The organism is Streptomyces sp. NPDC057287 (assembly GCF_042667905.1).
GTDB lineage: Bacteria > Actinomycetota > Actinomycetes > Streptomycetales > Streptomycetaceae > Streptomyces.
This window is the reverse complement of record NZ_JBHUYV010000012.1, coordinates 11,292-31,041: the sequence shown is the minus strand read 5'-3', so window position 1 is coordinate 31,041 and position 19,750 is coordinate 11,292. Positions and strand designations below refer to the sequence as shown.

Sequence of the window (19,750 nt, the reverse complement as noted above, 5' to 3'; positions counted from 1 at the left end):
CCCGCCATCATAGAATCTCCGTTCGATCGCCACCGACTCGCCGCCCCGCGTTCACCCCTCCCTCGCCCGCCGGACGAATGTGTACGAGGTGCGGAGAGCGCGCGAAGAATTACACACGATTCGAAAATTTGTCTATACTACTCGGCCAGCCCCCCACATGCGTGGACCGGCCCCACCCGAGTCCCCAACTCCCCACCCAGCCCTCACGGGCCACAGACCAAGGGACTCGTGCAGGATGAGCCACGACGCCGTACCCCCGGGCCCGCGTGCCTCGCGACGGGCGGAAGCACCCAAGCGAGGCCGGAAGAAGGAACGCAAGCGCCGCCGCGGCCTCAAGATCACGCTCGGGGTCCTCCTCGTGCTCCTGCTCGCGGGCGGTGGCACGGCGTACTGGATGTACCAGGACCTCGACGGCAACATCAAGGGCGTCGACATCAACAAGGCGCTCGGTGAGGACCGCCCCGAGAAGCTCCCCACCGCCGGCCAGAACCTGCTCGTCCTCGGGTCCGACTCACGCGCCGGGGCGGAGAACAAGGAGCTGGGCGGCGGCGGCGCGGTCGGCGGCGCCCGGTCGGACACCGCGCTGGTGGTGCACATACCCGAGGGCCGCACCGAGGCCACCGCCATCTCCATCCCGCGCGACACCCTCGTGACCCGGCCCGAGTGCGTCAAGGACGACGGTTCGAAGATGGCGTCCGCGGAGCGGGTCATGTTCAACTCCGTCTACTCGCAGGTCGGTCCGGCCTGTGTGGTCAAGACCGTGGAGAAGATGTCCGGGGTCCGGATCGACCACTACCTGGAGATCAACTTCGCCGGGTTCAAGGACCTGGTCGACGCGATCGGCGGGGTCACCGTCGACGTCGAGGAGCCGATCAAGGACAAGGCCTCCGGACTCGACCTGACCGCCGGCGCGCACAAGCTGAACGGCACCGAGTCGCTCGCCTACGTCCGCACCCGGCACGGCATCGGTGACGGGAGCGACCTCGGCCGCATCGGGCTCCAGCAGCAGTTCCTGCTCGCCCTGCTGACGGAGATCAAGTCGCAGGACCTGCTGGGCAGTCCGACGAGCACCTACAAGATCGCCAACTCCGCGACGAAGTCGCTCACGACCGACGAGGGCCTCGCCTCGCTGACCTCGCTCGCGGAGTTCGCCCGGTCGATGAACGGCGTCGATCCCTCCACCATGGAGACGATCATGCTGCCCGTCGCCTACGACAAGCAGGACCCGAACCGCGTGGTGGCGGCGGAGCCGCAGGCGGGCAGCCTCTGGAAGGCGATCCGCACGGACGGCACGATCCCCGAGTCGGCGAAGAAGTCTCCGGCGACTGGCGGCTGACCTGTCATCCTTCGGGGATGACAGGTGGGCGGACCCTGGTGATCGTCGACGCCGCCGATGTGGTGGGGCCGGTTCTGAGGGCACCTCCCACGCAGAAGACTGTGGGGGAAGCTGGTGACGGGGTACGTGTGGAGGCGGCGCCGGGCAGCGGGGACGATCTGATCGCCGCACCGGCCGCCGCCGCACACGGTGCGCGGCCCTGCGTCGTCGTCACGGCCGGGCCTGCTGCGGCAGCGGGTCGAGGCGTACGGAGCCCGGTGCACGGGCCCGCGCACGGTACAGCCGCTGCCGCCGTCACGGCGTGACTGACCGGGTCAACGGGCCTTCGCCATACGGCTGTTCCGGCGGCCGTACGCGAAGTAGATGATGACGCCGATCACCATCCAGATCCCGAACCGCAGCCAGGTCTCCGCCGGCAGGTTCAGCATCAGCCAGACCGAGGCCGCCACCGACACGATCGGGAGCGCCGGCACCCAGGGGGTGCGGAACGCGCGGTGCAGCTCGGGGCGGGTGCGCCGCAGGACGATGACGCCGAGGGCGACCACCACGAACGCGAAGAGCGTGCCGATGTTCACCAGCGTCGCCAGTTCGTTGATGCTGGTGAAGCCGGCCACGATCGCGATGACCACGCCCAGCAGGATCGTCGGACGGTACGGCGTGCCGAAGCGCGGGTGCGTCACCGAGAAGAACCTCGGGAGCAGACCGTCCCGGCTCATCGCGAAGAACACCCGGGTCTGGCCGAGCAGCAGGATCATGCAGACCGTGGTGAGCCCGACCGCCGCGCCGAAGCTGATGACGCCCGCGTAGAAGGGGTGTCCGACCGCCTTGAAGGCGTCGGCGAGCGGGGCGCTGACGGAGAGTTCGGAGTAGTTCTGCATGCCGGTGACGACGATCGACACAGCGACGTAGAGCAGTGTGCAGATGACGAGGGACGCGAGGATCCCCCGCGGCATGTCCCGCTGCGGGAGCTTGGTCTCCTCGGCGGCGGTGGCCACCACGTCGAAGCCGATGAAGGCGAAGAAGACGATGGAGGCGGCGGTGAAGATGCCCATGACGCCGAAGTTGGTCGGTTCGTAGCCGAAGATCAGCTGGACCAGCGGGGCGTCCAGGCCCGAACCGCCGGCCTGCTTCTCCGCCTCGGGGATGAAGGGCGAGTAGTTGGACGTGTCGATGAAGAAGAGCCCGGCGATGATGACGATGCCCACGACCGCCAGCTTGATGGCGACGACGACCGTGGTCACCCGGGCGGAGAGCTTCATTCCGAGCACCAGGATGACGGTCAGGATCAGCACCAGGGCGAAGGCGAGGATGTCGAAGCCGAATCCGCTCGCCACGTCCGGGCCGGAGAGCACCTCGGGCATCGTCCAGCCGATGTTGTCCATGAGTGAGCGCACGTAGCCGGACCAGCCGACCGCCACCACCGCGGTGCCCAGCGCGAACTCCAGGACCAGGTCCCAGCCGATGATCCAGGCGACCAGCTCGCCCAGCGAGGCGTACGAGAAGGTGTACGCCGACCCGGCCACCGGGACGGTGGAGGCGAACTCGGCGTAGCAGAGCGCGGCGAGGGCGCAGACGACGCCCGCCGCGACGAAGGCCAGGGCCGTGGCGGGGCCCGCCGTCTCCTTGGCGACCTTGCCCGTGAGGACGAAGATCCCGGTGCCGATGATGACACCCACCCCGAACACCGTGAGGTCCAGTGCCGAGAGGGATTTCTTGAGCGCGTGCTCCGGTTCCTCGGTATCACGGATGGACTGTTCGACCGTCTTGGTCCTGAACAGTCCGTTCCCGCTGGGGGGCGTGTCCTGCTGCGTGCTCACCGGCGTACCTCCACGCGCTCGTCGTGCACGCCATGATTCGTAACCGGCCGCCCCCGGCACGCTCCGAAGGGCCCGATTTCACGCGAATGGGCCGGTCGGACCACCCGTGCGGGGTGGCGACCGGCCCAGTGGGCACGCGAGGGATCAGTCGCGGACGGGCTCCGCGGTCCGGCTCTCGTACCGGCCGTCCAGCTTGGCGACCAGGCCGGTGACCTGCCGGGCGATGTCCGGTGCGGTCAGCCCGATCTCGGCCAGGACCTCGCCGCGCGAGGCGTGGTCCAGGAAGACCGGCGGGATGCCGAAGTCGCGCAGCGGTACGTCGACGCCGGCGTCGCGCAGCGCCTGGGCGACGGCGGAGCCGACACCGCCGGCCCTGCTGTTGTCCTCGACGGTGACGACGACCCGGTGCTCCTCGGCGAGCGGGGCGAGCGCCTCGTCGACCGGCTTGACCCAGCGCGGGTCGACTACCGTGGTGGAGATGCCCTGGGCGTCCAGCAGGGAGGCGATCTCCAGGCACATCGGGGCCAGGGCGCCGACGGAGACCAGGAGGACGTCGGGCGAGTCCGTACCCGCCGTGCGCAGGATGTCCATGCCACCGGCCGTACCCACGGCCTTGACCGCGGGGCCGACCGCGCCCTTGGAGAAGCGGACGACGGTGGGCGCGTCGTCCACGGCGACGGCCTCGCGCAGCTGGGCGCGGACCTGGTCGGCGTCGCGCGGGGCGGCGATGCGCAGGGTCGGCACGCACTGGAGGATCGACATGTCCCACATGCCGTTGTGCGAGGCACCGTCCGTGCCCGTGACGCCGGCCCGGTCCAGGACGAAGGTCACTCCGCACTTGTGCAGGGCGACGTCCATCAGGACCTGGTCGAACGCGCGGTTGAGGAAGGTCGCGTAGACCGCGAAGACCGGGTGCAGCCCACCGGTGGCCAGGCCCGCGGCGGAGACTGCGCCGTGCTGCTCGGCGATCCCGACGTCGTAGATCCGGTCCGGGAACGCCTCCTCGAACTTCCCGAGGCCGACGGGCTGGAGCATGGCCGCGGTGATGGCGACGATGTCCTCGCGCTCGTGGCCGAGCCTGACCATCTCCTCGCCGAAGACCGAGGTCCAGTCGAGGCCGGAGGTGGAGATGGGCAGGCCGGTGTCCGGGTGGATCTTGCCGACCGCGTGGAAGCGGTCCGCCTCGTCCTGGAGGGCGGGGGTGTAGCCGCGGCCCTTCTCGGTGAGGCAGTGCACGATGACCGGGCCGCCGAAGCGCTTGGCCCGCTGGAGCGCGGATTCCAGGGCCTCGATGTCGTGGCCGTCGATCGGTCCGACGTACTTCAGGCCGAGGTCCTCGAACATGCCCTGCGGGGCGATGAAGTCCTTGAGGCCCTTCTTGGCGCCGTGCAGGGTCTCGTACAGCGGCCTGCCGACGACGGGCGTGCGCTCCAGGAGGTCCTTGCCGCGGGCCAGGAACCGCTCGTAGCCGTCGGTGGTGCGCAGGGTGGCGAGGTGGTTCGCGAGGCCGCCGATGGTCGGCGCGTAGGAGCGCTCGTTGTCGTTGACGACGATGACGAGCGGGCGGTCCTTGGCGGCGGCGATGTTGTTCAGCGCCTCCCAGGCCATACCGCCGGTGAGCGCGCCGTCACCGATCACGGCGACGACGTGGTCGTCCTTCTTCAGGACCTCGTTGGCCTTGGCGAGGCCGTCGGCCCAGCCGAGCACCGTCGAGGCATGCGAGTTCTCGATGACGTCGTGCTCGGACTCGGCGCGGGAGGGGTAGCCGGAGAGGCCGCCCTTGCTCTTGAGCTTCGAGAAGTCCTGCCGGCCGGTGAGCAGCTTGTGCACGTAGCTCTGGTGGCCCGTGTCGAAGAGGACCTTGTCCTGCGGGGACTCGAAGACCCGGTGCAGGGCGATGGTCAGCTCGACCACGCCGAGGTTCGGGCCGAGGTGGCCGCCGGTCTTGGAGACCTCCTCGACGAGGAAGGTGCGGATCTCCCCGGCGAGCTGGTCGAGCTGCTCGAGGCCGAGCCGGTCCAGGTCACGCGGTCCCTTGATGCGGGTCAGCAGGTCCACCCGTGCCTCCTTGCTTGTGAGCTGGTCGAGCGTGTCGATCCGATGAGTCTAATGTTCCGCCGGCGGACCCGGTCATCGGGCGGCGCATTCCGCCGCGCCGCGCCGGTGCGCACCGGACATGCAGGTGCCCGGCATCGCGAGGATGCCGGGCACATGTGTGCAGGTACGACGGTCAGGCGCGGCCTGCGGTCTTCTGCGTCTTGCGGGTGATGGAGTCGATGACGACCGTGATGAGAAGAACAGCGCCGGTGATCATGTAGTTGATCGGTGTGGCGATGCCCTCCAGGGCCAGGCCGTACTGGATCGAGACGATCACCATGACACCGAGCAGCGCGTTCCAGGTGCGGCCCCGGCCACCGAAGAGGCTGGTGCCGCCGATGACGGCCGCGGCGATGACGTTCATCAGGAGGTCGCCGCCGCCGGAGCCCTGGTTGGCCGCCGCGATCTTGGAGGCCCAGAAGAGGCCGCCGATCGCCGCGAAGGTGCCGGCGATGGCGAAGACCGAGACGCGGATCGCGGTGACGTTGATGCCCGCGCGGCGGGACGCCTCGACGCTGCCGCCGAGCGCGAAGATCTTCCGGCCGTAGGAGGTGCGGCGCAGGACGAAGTCCGTACCGACCAGGACGACGAGGAAGAGGACCAGGGCCAGCGGGAGACCGCGGTACTGGTTGAACATGAACGCCGCGCCGAAGGAGAACACCGCGAGGATCACGGTGCGCACGACGATGTCGACGATGGGCCGCGACGGGACGCCTGCGGCCTCGCGGCGGCGGGTGTCGAGGAACGCGGCGAGGAAGTAACCGATCACCGCGACGGCCGCGAGGCCGTATGCGGCGGCGACGTCCGCGAAGTAGTACGTGGTCAGCTGGCCGACGACGCCGTCGCTGTCCAGGTTGATCGTGCCCGTGTCACCGAGCAGCTGGAGCATGAAGCCCAGCCAGAACAGCAGGCCGGCGAGGGTCACGGCGAACGCCGGGGCGCCGATCCGTGCGAAGAAGAAGCCGTGGATGGCTCCGATGACCGCGCCGCTGACGATCGCCACGAGGACGGCGAGCCACTCGTTCATCCCGTGCGTGACGCTGAGCACGGCCACGACGGCACCGGAGACACCGGAGACCGAGCCGACGGAGAGGTCGATCTCGCCGAGCAGCAGCACGAAGATGATGCCGACGGCCATCATGCCGGTGGCCACCATCGTCACGGCGATGTCGCTGACGTTCTTCGCGGAGAGGAACTCGGAGTTCAGGCTCTGGAAGACCACGCAGATGATGATCAGGCCGATGATCACGGGGATCGAGCCCAGGTCACCGCCGCGCATCTTGCGCTTGAACTCGGTGATGTAGCCGCCGAAGCCCTGCTCGCGGACGAGGAGGCGGGGGTCGACCACGGTGTCGGCGCCCTTGGCGGCCTCCGGGTTGACCACTGCGGTGGACGTCTTGTCGGTTGTCACTTCTGGGCCTCCGCGTTGCGCGCCGCACGACGGGTCACGGCGTTCTCCGTGGCACCCGTGATGGCGGAGATGATCTCTTCCTGCGAGGTGGTCTTCACGTCGAAGACCCCGTTGTTCCGGCCCAGCCGGAGCACGGCGACCTTGTCGGCGACGGCCTTCACATCGGCCATGTTGTGGCTGATGAGGATGACCGCGTGGCCCCGCTCGCGCAGCCGCTCGACGAGGTCGAGGACCTGGGCGGTCTGCTCGACGCCGAGCGCGGCGGTGGGCTCGTCGAGGATGACGAGCTTGGGCTCGCCCAGCATCGAACGCGCGATGGCGACGGTCTGGCGCTGACCGCCGGAGAGCGACGCGATCGGTATGCGGACGCTGGGAATGCGGATCGACAGCGTGCTGAGGAGCTCGCGGGAGCGCCGCTCCATCTCCACCTCGTCGAGGATCCCGAACTTGCGGAGCTCCCTGCCGAGGTAGAGGTTGCCGACGACGTCGATGTTGTCGCAGAGCGCGAGGTCCTGGTAGACGGTCGCGATCCCCAGGTTCTGGGCATCGTGCGGCTTGTTGATCTGGACCGGTCGGCCGTCCCACTCGATGACTCCGTCATCGATGGGGTGCACCCCGGCGATCGTCTTGACCAGCGTTGATTTACCGGCGCCGTTGTCACCCACCAGGGCGACCACCTCACCGGCGTGGACCTCGAGCTCGACGTCGGTGAGCGCCTGAACGGCACCGAATCGCTTCGAGACCCCTCGCAACGCCAACACGGGCGTAGCGGACACGTGAACCATCTCCTTCGCCGCCTGACCCGGCGGGGATACCGCACCTGGGGGGAGGCGCGGTGGTCGAGCAGAAGTAGAAACAGCGGAAGCGTTCCGTCCGGCGCCCGGCCCGGTAGCGGGACAGTTGGTGGGCCGGGCGCCGGACAGGCTTCGGGCCGCCCGGCCGCCCCTGGGGGCGGGCCGGGCGGAGGGGCCTACTGCAGGCCCGCGGAGGTGCAGGCGGCCTTGTACTTGGCCGAGCAGATCTCGTCGAGCGTCCAGATCCCGTCCTTGATGACGGTCTCCTTGATGTTGTCCTTGGTCAGCGAGACGACCGGGACGAGGACGGTGGCGATGCCCTTCGTGCCGGCATTGTCGACCTTGGACGTGGCGATGGTGTCGAGCTTCTCGCCCTTGGCGAGCGCGACGGCCATCTCCGCGGCGACGATGCCCTCCTGCGGGTACGACTTGTAGACGCTCATGAACTGCTCACCGGTGACGATGCGCTGCACACCGGCGAGTTCGGCGTCCTGGCCGGTGACCGGCGGGAGCTTGGAGAGACCGGCCGACTTGAGGGCCTGGATGATGCCGCCCGCCATGCCGTCGTTGGCGGAGTAGACGCCGGCGATCTTGTCCTTGCCGAGGGCCGTGATCGCACCCTCCATGTTGGAGTTGGCGTTCTCCGGCTTCCACTCCTTGGTGTCGTACTCCTTGCCGTAGGTCACCTTGCCGTCGAGAACCGACTTGGCGCCCTGCTTGAAGAGCTTGGCGTTCGGGTCGGTGATCGAGCCGTTCATCATCACGATGGTGGGCTTGGCGGCGTCGCCCAGGGCCTCCAGCAGGGCCTTGCCCTGCACACGGCCGACCTCTTCGTTGTCGAAGGAGGTGTAGGCGTCGATCGGGCCCTCGGCGAGGCGGTCGAAGGCGACGACGGGGATGCCCTCGTCCTTGGCCTTCTTGACGCTGTTCTCGATGGCCTTGGCGTCGACCGCGTCGATGATGAGCGCGTCGACCTTGTTCGTGATCATGGTGTCGACCTGCTGCGCCTGCAGCGTGGCGTCCTGCTTGGCGTTGGCGTAGACGACCTCCGCCTTGCCACCGGTCAGCTCGCTGACCTTCTTCTCGATGATCGGCTTGTCGAACTTCTCGTAACGAGCCGTGACGTTCTCGGGAAGGAGCAGACCGATCTTGAGGGCATCGCCCTTCTTGCCCGAGTCGGTGCTGGCCTTGTCACCGGACTCCTTGGCACTACCGCAAGCAGCGAGCGAGACAGCCATGGTGGTGGCGGCAACGGCAACGGCGGCACGACGCATACGCGTGTTCATTTCGAACCTCCCTGACGAGGCCGCGACGTTGCGGCCGAGGTGGCTGGAAGTCAACTCGGCCCCGACGCCAGCGTCAAGGAGTAAATACTTAACGAGATGACAACGGTGCCATTCGTTATCTAAGTGAAGGCAGGCGTCGCGGCAGGGAGGGTACTCTCCAAAAGGGTCGAATCCCCCATCTCGCTCAGTACGAGGGCCAGCGCACCCAGCACCTCGGCCCGCCCGCCGAGCGCTCCCGGGAGCACGGAGAGCTGCCGTGCGGCGCTGGGAATGGCGTAGCGCGAGACCGAGTCGCGGATGGGTGCGAGCACCAACTCCCCCGCCTCAGCGAGTGATCCCCCGAGCACGACCCGGCTCGGGTTGAGGAGGTTGCAGAGGTTCGCGACGCCGCTGCCGATGTGCCGGCCGACGTCCCCGATGACCCTGCGGCAGCCGGGATCGCCCTCCCTGGCGAGCTGGACCATCCGCTCCATCGTGAGATCCGGCCCGTGGCTGGGCTTCAGCAGCGGCAGGACGTACCGGGCGGCGGTGAAGGTCTCCAGGCACCCACGGTTGCCGCAGCGGCAGACGGGGCCGGACTCGTCGAGGGTGATGTGGCCGATCTCGCCGGCCGTGCCGCCGGGCCCCCGGTAGATGTGCCCGTCGATCACCAGACCGGCGCCCACACCGCTGGCCACCTTGATGTACGCGAGGTCCCTGACGCCCCTCCCGCTGCCCCAGACGAGCTCTCCGAGCGCCCCGAGGTTGGCATCGTTGTCGACGTAGACCGGGACGCCGAGGCGTCCGGCGAGCTCCTGGCTGGGGTTGATGCCCGTCCAGCCGGGCAGGATCGAGGTGGAGCCCAGGGTGCCGGATTCGACGTCGATCGGGCCCGGAACACCGAGGCCCACGCCGATCACCTTCTCGGGACTGATCCCGGTGGTCTCGATCAGGCGGTTGACCAGCTGCTCCGCCCGGCCGAAGCCCTGCGCGGAGGAGGCATCCACATCCAGCGGCTCGGACTCCTCGGCCAGCACCTGGTGGGCCAGGTTGCCGACGGCCACCCGGAGGTGGGTGTGCCCGAAATCAACACCGATGACGATGCCCGCGTCCCCGCTCAGGGAGACGCTCCTGGCACGGCGTCCACCTGCCGAGGTGGGCGTCACCTCTACGGTGCCACCCTCCTTGAGTTCACGGACGATGTTGGAGACGGTGGCTGCGGAGAGCCCGGTGCTTCTGGCGATCTCGGCCTGGGTCAGGGACCCCGCCATCCTTACGGCACGTACGACCCGCTCAAGGTTGGCCCTATGCAGAGATGTCTGCGACCCCGGAGTCTCCATCGACTCACTCACTCCTGCCGTTTTCTCTAACATGTGAACCCTAAGCTGAGCGTTTTGGGGTGCCCCCCGTCAAGACCTTGAGCAGTCGGAGCCTCCGATGAGCACCGGGCCTCCATATCCGGGCAGCGGCAAATCACCAGAAAAGACCCTGAACCGTCCCCCGGCCGGGGCCGGGGAACGGTTCCTGCCCCTACGGGGCCTGTCCACTTCTGGTGACAGTTGTTGTCCGGGTGAAGACAAGAAGAGACCGAAGCGGCCGGCGGGCCGCCCCGTCGAGGCGGGGCGGGCCACCGGCTCGTCAGCGGCGGGTGAAACAGGTGACCGTCACGTCGTTGTCGAACGAGGTGCGCTCGGTGACCTTGAAGAGAGTGGGGTCGAACGCCCCGTTGAACGCCGGGATCCCGGACCCCGCGACGACCGGGTAGCTCTTGATGATCAGTTCGTCGATCTCGGGCAGCAGCGCTCCGGCGAGCAGACCGCCGCCGCAGAGCCAGATGTCCTGCCCCTCCTCCTTCTTGAGCTCGCGCACCAGCGCGAGCGGGTCCCCGGGGACCACGGTGACGGCCGGGTCGGTGTCGGGCGCCAGCGTGGTGGACACGACGTACTGGCGCAGGTGGGCGTAGGGGCTGGTGAAACCGGCGTCCAGGCCGGGGCGGTACGAGCCGAGTCCCATCAGCACCGTGTCGAACCGCAGGTTGGGCGCGTCCGTGAGACCCACGCCCGCCCGGGCGAAGGTGGGGACGGTCTCGGGATAGCGGGTGTTCATCGACTTCATGTAGGCAGCCGCCTGGGCCTCGTCGCCCTGGGGATAGAAGTCGAACTCTCCCCCGGGTCCGGCGATGCAGCCGTCGAGGGTGACCGCGACGTAGTACACGAGCTTCCGCAAGGGCGATCCATTCATAGTACTGTATTTGTAGTGGTAAGAACGTAGTACTACGGATGGAGTGGTGTCAATGGTGCGCAGGAACGACGCGCGACGGGCCTCCCTCGTCGACGCCTCGATCGAGGTGCTGGCCAGGGAAGGCGCGCGCGGACTGACCTTCAGGGCGGTGGACTCCGAGGCCGCGGTGCCCGCCGGGACGGCGTCCAACTACTTCGCCAACCGTGACGACCTGCTCACCCAGGCGGGAGCACGGGTCTACGAACGGCTCCAGCCCGACGGGGCGACGGTCGAACGCCAGCAGTCCGCTCCGAGGGACCGCGAGACCTACACGGCGCTGATGCGCGAACTGATCGGCCGGATCAGCGCCTTCCGCACCGGCTACCTGGCCCTGCTCGAACTGCGCCTCGAAGCCACCCGGCGTCCGGCGCTGCGGGCCGTGCTGACCGAGCAGGTGCGCGCGGACGTCGAGGCCAATGTGGCTTACCACGAGGCGTCGGGACTGCCGGGCGACGCCACGGCCGTCCGCCTGCTCATTCTGACGTTCAACTGGCTCATCGTCGAACAGCTCACGCTGCCGGACGTTTTCTCGGAGGCCGAGCGCGACCGGCTGGTCGAGGCCGCGGTCGACCGCATCGTGGCAGGGTGACGCGCCGGGCCTCCCCCGCTCACACGGTCGGCGTACGGCTCCCTGCGGACGGGACCGGACCGTACGCGGCGCCACCGTGCGCGGCGTCGGCGAGGGCGACCTCGCCGTGCCGCTGCGTGACCTGGAACGCCTGGCAGGGGTCCGGCACACGCCGTGGGACGCCGAGGGGGCTCCTCCGTCCGGGCCGGACGGAGGAGCCCCCTCGGCGCGCCCTGCGGACGTTTCGGGCCCTACTTGAGCGCCCCCGCCGTCAGCCCGGCGACGACCTGGCGCTGGAAGACGATGTAGGCGAGGAGGACCGGCAGCATCGCCATGACCAGCCCGGCGAAGAGCCCTGACCAGTCCCCCTTGTAGCCCTGGCTGGTGGCCAGTTCGACGAGGCCCTGGGAGAGCACCTTGCCGTCCGGATCGGTGTTCAGCACCGTCGGCAGCATGTACTGGTTCCACTGCCCGAGGAAGTTGAAGATGCCGACGCTGATCAGGCCGGGCTTGGCCATCGGCAGCATCACCTGGAAGAACGTCCGGGTGTGCGAGGCCCCGTCGAGCAGCGCCGCTTCGGCGATCGACGTCGGCAGGGTCCGGAAGAACGAGGTGAGGAAGAAGACGGTGAACGGGAGCGAGTAGGCGATGTACACCAGGATCAGCCCGTGGATCGAGTTCAGCAGGCCCATGTTGTTCATGACGAAGAACAGCGGGACCAGCGCCAGGATGATCGGGAAGCTCATCCCTCCGATGAAGAGGAAGTAGATGAAGCGGTTCCCCGGGAAGTCGAACCGTGCCAGGACGTACGCCGCCATCGAACCCAGCAGCAGTGTGCCGATCAGCGAACCGCCCACCACCAGGATGGTGTTCAGGAAGTAGTCACTCATGTGGGCCTGGTTCCAGGCCCGTGACCAGTTCTCGAAGTGCAGCTTGTCCGGCAGCGCCCAGGGGGTCGACAGGATCGACTCGTCGGTCTTGAAGGACGCCATCACCGCCCAGAGCAGCGGCATCACGACGAGCACCGCCCAGATGATCAGCACCCCGTGCGAGAAGACGTTGAGTACCTTGCCCTCGCTGCTCTTCGCCGGTTCGGCGGCCGGCGCGTCCGTCTTCGTCACCGGCGAGCGCGGGGCCGGAACGGCGGGCGGAGTCTCAGTGACCTTCACGTGTGCTCACCTCGTACAACTGTCGAGCCGGCCACCGGGACCGAACTGATCTGCGTGCAGCCGGCCGTCCGGTCGCGGAACCTCGGGGAAGCCGGCATCAGAACTCCAGCCGCTCGCGGCGGCCGAGGCGCATCACGATGCCGGCGAACAGCATGGTGACGATGAGCAGCCCGACACCGATGGTGGTCGCGTAACCGGCCTGGGCGTCCCGGAAGGCCGTCTGGTAGACGTACAGCGGCAGGACGGTGGTCGAGTACGCCGGGCCGCCGGGGCCGACCGTCATGACCTGTACGGCCGTGAAGGCCTCCACGCCGAGCGCCAGGATCCCCATGTAGACCCAGCCCGACTGCACGGTGTCCCAGAGCAGCGGCAGCGTGATCTTGAAGAACGTCGTGATGCGGCTGGCCCCGTCGAGCAGCGCGGCCTCGTAGAAGTCCTTCGGGATGGACGCCATGCCGGCCGAGAAGAGGACGATGAAGAATCCGACCGTCGACCAGATCAGGACGACCATGACGCAGTAGAGCGCCAGGTCGGGGTCGCCGAGCCAGTCCGGCTGGAGGCTCTTGAGCCCGACCGCCTTCAGCGTCGCGTTCAGCATTCCGTCACGCGGATTGAACGCGAACTGGAAGAGCAGGGCCACGATCACGATCGACAGCACCTGGGGGAAGAAATAGGCGATCTTGTAGAACGAGGAGCCCCGTACACCGGCGACCGCGGCGCCTTTGCGCCGACGGCCGCCGACATTGAGCATGAAGGCGAAGAAGAGGGCGAGGCCCAGCGTCACCAGCGGCAGCAGCAGGGCGAGCAGCACGCTGTGCTGCAGCGACTTCCAGAAGATGTCGTCCTTGAGCATCCGGCTGTAGTTGTCGAAGCCGACCATCTGGAAGTCGGGGCTCAGTCCGGTCCAGTCCGTGAACGAGTAGTAGATGGACTGGGCGAAGGGCCAGATGACGAAGATGGCGTACAACGCGAGTGGGGCCACGAGAAACCCCACGATGAACCGGTACTTGCCGTGCTGCATCGTTTAACGACCCCGATTTCTGAGCGGGTGCCGCCGCTGGTGACGGTGGCTCACTGGTGCTTGTAGTGCTTGATGGACTGGTCCTTGGCCGCCGCGTCCGCGAAGGCCTGGATCTTCTTGATGGTCTCCGCCGGGGTCGCGCGGCCGGCCATCATCTCGCCGATGCCGGCGATGCCGATCTGCTCCTTCTGGAGCTTCACGTACCAGTCCTGCATCCGCGGGTTCACCACGTTGTCGCCGGCCTGCTTCAGCACGTCGACACCGGACTGCATGGCGGTGGACAGCGTGAGGCCGTCGGTGCCGCCGTTGAAGGCACTGAGTGACTTCACCGACTTGGTGAAGTTCTTGGAGGACTCCTCGCTGAGCATGATGCGCAGCTGCTCCATGCCGCCCTCGGGGTTCTTCGCCTTGGCGGGCACGACGAACGGCTCACCGCCGGAGGCCCAGATGGTGCCGTAGGGGAGCTTGTCGGACGAGTCCAGGCTGGACGGCGCGCCGACCATCATCTTGAAGTCCTCGGGCGTGGTGGGCGCCGCCTCGTTCTCCACCCACGAGCCGTTCGGGATGAAGAGCGCCTTGCCCTTCGTCCACTCGGTCTGCGACTGGATGTGGGTCAGGCCAGGAGTGCCCTTGAGGACGTAGCCCTTGGCGAAGAGCTCGTAGTAGGCCTCGAAGGCGGCCTTGACGGCCGGGTCCTTCCAGGCGTTCGGCTCCAGGTTGTCGATCTTGTCGAGGACCTCGCGGCCGCCGATCTTGCCGATGAAGGGGTAGAGCGAGAACGGCAGGTAGTACGGGTACTTGCCCGGGTACGTCCAGCCGGCGATGCCCTTCTTCTTCGCCTTGGCACACAGCGCGAGCATGTCGTCCCAGGTCTCCGGGTACGCCGCGTCGAGCTTCTCCAGGTTGGTCTGGGAGTACCAGACGCCGTAGACCGTGTACGCGTAGTACATGATCCAGACCGGGTCGCCGTCGAACTGGCCCATCTCCAGGACACCGGGGCGCAGCGTGTCGCGGACCTTCTTGGCCGGGTCGTCGTACGACGGGGCGTCCATCAGCGGGGTCAGGTCGGCGAGCTGCTTCTTGCCGACCAGGACGCCCATGTCCATCTGCTCGGCGCCCGAGTTGTCGATCAGGTCCGGCGGGGTGCCACCGTTGAAGCGCGGCTGCAGCGTCGACTGGATCTTCTCGGTCGCGGCGTGCTTGACCTTCGGCGCCTTGGGGAAGGCGGCGTTGTACTTCTTCTCGGCGTCGATGGCGTACTGCTCGCCGAAGCCGCCGTTGAAGATGACCACCTCGAGGGCGGCGGTCTCATTGACACCGAGCGGGTTCTTCGCGCTCTTGGTGCCCTTTTCGACCTTCTCGTCGCTCCCGCTGTCACTGCTCGCGCAGGCCGACAGGAAGCTCATCGTCGGAACAGCGATCAGGCCGAGTGCGGCAGAACGCTTGATCAGATCGCGACGGCCAAGGCCTTCGTTCGTGCGGCCTGAGGTGGATCCCATGCTCAAGTCCTCGCCTTCTCCAGGACTCAGGCGGTGTGTACCGGTCACCCGTAAGGAATTCGCCTAGGCGAAGGGCCCCGCCACCGCGGTCAGTTGCGCTTGGGTCGTGCAGATTGCCGGATTTCCAGGTGCGGTGGGGGAGTTTCGGGGGACCGCGCGGCGGCCGCTCTCGCGCCCACGCCCGTTCCACCCTCCCCCGTGCCCGCGCGCCGTTGTGAAGCGGCTGTGCAGACGCCGACAGGTATAGTCCACTTGCCGCCAACTGAGCAAGATCGAATGCAGGGTTGAGCGGCAGTCTTTCCCGAGTTGAGACCTCCCGGAAACCTCGGCACTGCGTGCCGTCGCACGGAAACGGCGCATTCCGCAATACGGTCGAATCACCGGCGTCGACCCCGTGCAACACCCTTGACACATCCAGTCACTTGGCTCCCTACTGGTACCCGCGCCCCACAATGACAACGTTGTCCAGAGCATGTCCCCGGGAGGAACGGCTCCGTATGCAGCCCCTACGTGGTCCTCAGCACGGCTCGCGCCACAGACACAACCGCTCCGCCGCGGTCCTCGCGGCCTCTCTCGTCATGGCCCTGGCGGCCCCCACCGCGGCCCTCGCCCAGCCCTCCGGCGCGGCACGGAAGCCGTCCGGCGACACCTCGTTCAGCTCCTCCTTCGAAGCGGACGAGAAGCAGCCGGACTGGCGCAGCACGGTCGAGGAGGATGCCGACGGCAGGAAGAAGGCATCGGGCATCGACGGCGGGTTCTCCGCCGGGATACCGGGCAACGTCACCGACCAGGTCACGGATCTGCGCGCCAGCAGCGAGAACTCCGGCGGCGGCGAGGGCAAGGAGAACCTGGCCGATGTGGAGCCGGGCACCAAGTGGCTGGCCTTCCAGCCCACGGGCTGGGTCGAGTTCGACCTCGCCGAGCCCACCAAGGTCGTGACCTACGCCCTGACGTCGGCCAACGACCACGACGAGCGGGACCCCAAGGACTGGACCCTGAAGGGCTCCGCCGACGGCAAGACCTGGACGGACCTGGACACCCGCACGGACCAGACGTTCTCCGAGCGCCTCCAGACGAAGTCGTTCGACTTCACCACGGACACCGCCTACCAGCACTTCCGGCTGGAGATCACGAAGAACAACGGCGCGTCCGACGCGATCCAGCTCGCCGACGTCCAGTTCTCGGACGGCGACACCTCCGCCCCCGCTCCGGACGACATGCGCACCCAGCCCGACCGGGGTCCTTCGGGGTCCCCGACCGCCAAGCAGGGCGCCGGGTTCACGGGGAAGAAGGCGCTGCGGTACGCGGGTAAGCACAAGGCCGACGGCCACGCCTACTCGTACAACAAGGTCTTCGACGTCAACACGGCGATCACGAAGGACACCCAGCTGTCCTACCTGGTCTACCCGCAGATGGGCGAGACGGACCTCGACTACCCCGCGACCCACGTGGCGGTGGACCTGGCCTTCACCGACGGCACCTACCTGAGCGGGCTGAAGGCCACCGACAGCCACGGCGGACTGCTCACCCCGCAGGGCCAGGCCGACGCCAAGCGGCTGTACGTGAACCAGTGGAACAAGGTCGCCTCACGGATCGGCTCGGTCGCCGCCGGCAAGACCGTCGACCGGATCCTGGTGGCCTACGACTCCCCCAAGGGCCCCTCGAAGTTCCAGGGGTGGATCGACGACATCTCGATCGCCCCGAAGGCTCCGGAGAAGCGCAAGGCGCACCTCTCGGAATACGCGTCGACCGTCCGCGGCACCAACTCCAGCGGCGGCTTCTCGCGCGGCAACAACTTCCCGGCGACCGCGGTGCCGCACGGCTTCAACTTCTGGACGCCGGTCACCAACGCGGGCTCCACGAGCTGGCTGTACGACTACTCCCGCGGCAACAACGAGGACAACCTGCCCACGCTGCAGGCCTTCAGCGCGAGCCACGAGCCGAGCCCCTGGATGGGGGACCGCCAGACCTTCCAGATGATGCCGTCGGCGGCCTCCGGCACTCCGGACGCCTCCCGCACGGCCCGTGCCCTGCCGTTCCGCCACGAGAACGAGACGGCGACGCCGCACTACTACGGGGTGACGTTCGAGAACGGCCTCGAGGCCGAGATGGCGCCGACCGACCACGCGGCGCGGATGCGCTTCACCTACCCCGGTGACGACGCGAGCCTCGTCTTCGACAACGTCTCGAACGACGGCGGTCTCACCCTCGACGCGAGGACGGGCTCCTTCACCGGTTACTCCGACGTGAAGAGCGGGGGCTCCACCGGCGCCACCCGTCTCTTCGTGTACGGGTCCTTCGACGCACCGGTGACCGACAGCGGCAAGCTGAAGGGCGGTGGCGGCGACGACGTGACCGGCTTCTTCCGCTTCGACGCGGGCAAGGACCGGACGGTCAACCTGCGTCTGGCCACCTCGCTGATCAGCGTCGACCAGGCGAAGAAGAACCTCGCCATGGAGCTGCCGGAGAGGACCTCCTTCGACGCGGTGAAGAGGAACGCGCAGAAGGCGTGGGACAAGATCCTCGGCAAGATCGAGGTCGAGGGTGCCAACGCCGACCAGCTGACCACGCTCTACTCCAGCCTGTACCGGCTCTACCTCTACCCGAACTCCGGCTTCGAGCAGGTCGACGGGAAGAGCACCTACGCGAGCCCCTTCTCGCCGCAGACCGGCACGGACACCCCGACCCACACCGGCGCGAAGATCGTCAAGGGTGAGGTCTACGTCAACAACGGCTTCTGGGACACCTACCGGACGACCTGGCCGGCGTACTCCTTCCTCAGCCCGAAGCAGGCCGGAAAGATGGTCGACGGCTTCGTCCAGCAGTACAAGGACGGTGGCTGGATCTCGCGCTGGTCCTCCCCCGGCTACTCCGACCTGATGACCGGCACCAGCTCCGACGTCGCCTTCGCCGACGCCTACGTCAAGGGCGTCGACTTCGACGCCGAGGCGGCGTACGACGCGGCGGTCAAGAACGCCACGGTGACCCCGCCGTCCTCGGGCGTGGGGCGCAAGGGCATGGACACCTCGGTCTTCACCGGCTACGCGAACACCGAGACGCACGAGGGTCTCTCCTGGTCGCTGGAGGGCTACCTCAACGACTACGGCATCGCGCAGATGGGCCAGGCCCTCTACAAGAAGACGAAGAAGCAGCGCTACAAGGAGGAGTCCGAGTACTTCCTCAACCGCGCGCAGAACTACGTCAAGCTCTTCGACGACAAGGCCGGCTTCTTCCAGGGCAAGAAGGCGAACGGCGACTGGCGCCTTCCCTCCGACCAGTTCGACCCCCGTGTCTGGGGCTACGACTACACGGAGACCAACGGCTGGGGCTACGCCTTCACCGCACCGCAGGACAGCCGTGGCCTGGCCAACCTCTACGGCGGGCGGGACGGTCTGGCGAAGAAGCTGGACACCTACTTCTCGACGCCGGAGACGGCGGGCAAGGAGTTCACCGGCTCGTACGGCGGCGTGATCCACGAGATGACCGAGGCGCGCGACGTGCGGATGGGCCAGTACGGCCACAGCAACCAGGTCGCGCACCACGCCACGTACATGTACGACGCGGCCTCGCAGCCCTGGAAGACGCAGGAGAAGGTCCGCGAGGTCCTCGGCCGCCTGTACACGGGCAGCGAGATCGGCCAGGGCTACCACGGCGACGAGGACAACGGCGAGCAGTCGGCCTGGTTCCTCTTCTCCTCGCTCGGCTTCTACCCGCTGGTCATGGGCAGCGGGGAGTACGCCATCGGTTCGCCTCTCTTCACAAAGACGACGGTGCACCTGGAGAACGGCCGCGACCTGGTGGTCAAGGCCCCGAAGAACAGCTCTACGAACATCTACGTCCAGGGCCTGAAGGTCAACGGCAAGAAGTGGACCTCCACGTCGCTGCCGCACGACCTGCTGGCCAAGGGCGGCGTGCTGGAGTTCGACATGGGCTCCAAGCCCTCGGCGTGGGGTACGGGCAAGGACGCGGCCCCGGTCTCCATCACGAAGGACGACAAGGTGCCGGCGCCCAGGGGCGACGTGCTCAAGGGTGACGGCGCGCTGTACGACAACACCTCCGCGACGTCGGCCACGGTCGAGTCGGTGGACCTGCCGGCGGCCGAGGGCACGAAGGCGGTCCAGTACACGCTGACCTCGGCCACGGCGGACAAGGCCCCCACGGGCTGGGTGCTGCAGGGATCGGCGGACGGCACGACCTGGAAGGACCTCGACAAGCGGTCCGGCCAGACGTTCGCCTGGGACAAGCAGACCCGGGTGTTCTCGGTCCAGGCGCCGAAGGCGTACGCGAAGTACCGGCTGGTGAGCTCGGCAGCGGCGACGCTGGCGGAGATCGAGCTGATCTCCTGAGCGACTGACCGGAGTTGAACGGCCGGGGGGGGGGCCCCCCCCCCCCCCGGGGGCCCCCCCCCCGGGGGGAGGGGGACGCAGCCCCCCCCCCCCCCCACCCCCGGCGGGGGGAGTATAAAAAAAAAAAAACCCCCCCCACCAAAAGGC

General features: G+C 67.9%; 13 protein-coding genes and 1 pseudogene. 4 read left to right on the top strand and 10 right to left on the bottom strand.

The genetic code is table 11. The features are described 5' to 3' along the window. Window positions 1-235 precede the first annotated feature (235 nt). On the top strand, window positions 236-1,336 hold the full coding sequence (locus ACFUNE_RS23060; protein WP_383571094.1) for an LCP family protein: 1,101 nt from the start codon (window positions 236-238) through the stop codon (window positions 1,334-1,336). A 119-nt stretch (window positions 1,337-1,455) separates the two neighbouring features. Further along, window positions 1,456-1,645: pseudogene (locus ACFUNE_RS23055) on the top strand (NTP pyrophosphohydrolase); the annotation flags it as partial. Between the two features lie 5 nt (window positions 1,646-1,650). Here ACFUNE_RS23055 and ACFUNE_RS23050 read toward each other — a convergent pair. The 7 genes from ACFUNE_RS23050 to ACFUNE_RS23020 all read right to left on the bottom strand — a co-directional run bounded on the left by ACFUNE_RS23050 (window position 1,651) and on the right by ACFUNE_RS23020 (window position 10,946). Then, complete coding sequence (locus ACFUNE_RS23050; protein ID WP_383571091.1) at window positions 1,651-3,153, bottom strand: amino acid permease; 1,503 nt, start codon at window positions 3,151-3,153, stop codon at window positions 1,651-1,653. Between the two features lie 144 nt (window positions 3,154-3,297). Beyond that, entirely contained in the window at window positions 3,298-5,211 is a 1,914-nt protein-coding gene (gene dxs / locus ACFUNE_RS23045; RefSeq protein WP_383571088.1) for a 1-deoxy-D-xylulose-5-phosphate synthase, read from the bottom strand. 172 nt (window positions 5,212-5,383) lie between these two features. After that, on the bottom strand, window positions 5,384-6,661 hold the full coding sequence (locus tag ACFUNE_RS23040) for a sugar ABC transporter permease (protein WP_383571085.1): 1,278 nt from the start codon (window positions 6,659-6,661) through the stop codon (window positions 5,384-5,386). Beyond that, window positions 6,658-7,446: an ATP-binding cassette domain-containing protein gene (locus ACFUNE_RS23035; RefSeq protein WP_056791786.1), complete on the bottom strand. Its 789-nt coding sequence runs from the start codon at window positions 7,444-7,446 to the stop codon at window positions 6,658-6,660. Before ACFUNE_RS23035 ends, ACFUNE_RS23040 begins: the two co-directional genes overlap by 4 nt. 185 nt (window positions 7,447-7,631) lie before the next feature. Further along, a complete protein-coding gene (locus ACFUNE_RS23030) occupies window positions 7,632-8,741 on the bottom strand; it encodes a sugar ABC transporter substrate-binding protein (protein ID WP_383571082.1) in 1,110 nt (369 codons plus the stop codon). A 119-nt stretch (window positions 8,742-8,860) separates the two neighbouring features. After that, window positions 8,861-10,060: an ROK family protein gene (locus tag ACFUNE_RS23025; protein ID WP_383571079.1), complete on the bottom strand. Its 1,200-nt coding sequence runs from the start codon at window positions 10,058-10,060 to the stop codon at window positions 8,861-8,863. Window positions 10,061-10,358: 298 nt separating this feature from the next. Beyond that, window positions 10,359-10,946 carry a dihydrofolate reductase family protein gene (locus ACFUNE_RS23020; RefSeq protein WP_383571076.1) on the bottom strand — a complete coding sequence of 196 codons (588 nt, stop codon included), beginning with the start codon at window positions 10,944-10,946 and terminating at the stop codon, window positions 10,359-10,361. A 67-nt stretch (window positions 10,947-11,013) separates the two neighbouring features. Between ACFUNE_RS23020 and ACFUNE_RS23015 the strand changes: the two genes are divergently transcribed. Further along, window positions 11,014-11,589 (top strand): TetR/AcrR family transcriptional regulator, encoded by a 576-nt coding sequence (locus tag ACFUNE_RS23015; protein WP_383571073.1) that lies wholly within the window; start codon window positions 11,014-11,016, stop codon window positions 11,587-11,589. A gap of 230 nt (window positions 11,590-11,819) precedes the next feature. Here ACFUNE_RS23015 and ACFUNE_RS23010 read toward each other — a convergent pair whose 3' ends face one another. The 3 genes from ACFUNE_RS23010 to ngcE form a co-directional block, all read right to left on the bottom strand. Then, on the bottom strand, window positions 11,820-12,737 hold the full coding sequence (locus tag ACFUNE_RS23010; RefSeq protein ID WP_383571070.1) for a carbohydrate ABC transporter permease: 918 nt from the start codon (window positions 12,735-12,737) through the stop codon (window positions 11,820-11,822). Between the two features lie 97 nt (window positions 12,738-12,834). After that, a complete protein-coding gene (locus tag ACFUNE_RS23005) occupies window positions 12,835-13,758 on the bottom strand; it encodes a carbohydrate ABC transporter permease (protein ID WP_383571067.1) in 924 nt (307 codons plus the stop codon). 50 nt (window positions 13,759-13,808) lie between these two features. Further along, the gene (gene ngcE / locus ACFUNE_RS23000) at window positions 13,809-15,257 is read right to left on the bottom strand and encodes an N-acetylglucosamine/diacetylchitobiose ABC transporter substrate-binding protein (RefSeq protein WP_383571064.1); all 1,449 of its coding nucleotides are present in this window, start codon (window positions 15,255-15,257) and stop codon (window positions 13,809-13,811) included. A 497-nt stretch (window positions 15,258-15,754) separates the two neighbouring features. Here ngcE and ACFUNE_RS22995 point away from each other — a divergent pair, with 497 nt between their 5' ends. Beyond that, complete coding sequence (locus ACFUNE_RS22995; protein ID WP_383571061.1) at window positions 15,755-19,603, top strand: GH92 family glycosyl hydrolase; 3,849 nt, start codon at window positions 15,755-15,757, stop codon at window positions 19,601-19,603. The last annotated feature ends 147 nt before the right edge of the window (window positions 19,604-19,750 follow it).